This is a genomic window from Mycobacterium sp. 1165178.9, from assembly GCF_001673555.1.
Lineage (GTDB): Bacteria > Actinomycetota > Actinomycetes > Mycobacteriales > Mycobacteriaceae > Mycobacterium.
This window is the reverse complement of the sequence record NZ_LZMB01000414.1, coordinates 1-563: the sequence shown is the minus strand read 5'-3', so window position 1 is coordinate 563 and position 563 is coordinate 1. Positions and strand designations below refer to the sequence as shown.

Sequence of the window (563 nt, the reverse complement as noted above, 5' to 3'; positions counted from 1 at the left end):
GCGACAGAAGCTATCGCACGTGTTGTGGGCCGCTTCACGAGGGTGAGACACAGGCCAGGACGGCGGAGGAATTGATGCGGTCGCGGTATTCGGCTTTCGCCTACGGTGATTCCGGCTACCTGTTTCGCACGTGGCACCCGCGCACGCGCCCGGCGGACGTGGCCGTCGACCCGGACATCGCCTGGACCGGCTTGCGGGTGATCGACACCCTGGCAGGCGGGCCAGACGATGATTCCGGGGAAGTGGAATTCACGGCCGACTACGAGTCCGGGGGCCGCGCGGGCAGCTTGCATGAGCGCAGTCGCTTCGAGCGCCGCGCCGGTCGATGGTTCTACCTCGACGCCGCCGCGGAAGATCTGTAGCCGCCTTTCGCGTTGACACGCTACGAACGCATTCTTACAACAGGAACGAGGGACCGCCCATGACCGCAGACCTGCCTGACACAGCCTTGGAGCTGCGGTCGTTGGTGACGTCGGATGGCACGCTCGGACTCTCGCTACAGGATGTTCCCGTCCCCACCCCGGGCGCCAACGAGGTTTTGGTGCGCGTGGAAGCCTCGCCGA

Annotated in this window: 1 protein-coding gene and 1 pseudogene; both read left to right on the top strand. The window is 65.9% G+C overall.

The window, feature by feature from the left end; translation table 11 throughout:
- Positions 1 to 362 (top strand): YchJ family protein (locus A5652_RS18175; protein WP_232001233.1); only part of this gene is annotated, 362 nt, incomplete at its 5' end.
- 59 nt (positions 363 to 421) lie between these two features.
- Positions 422 to 563: pseudogene (locus A5652_RS29215) on the top strand (NADH oxidase); the annotation flags it as partial.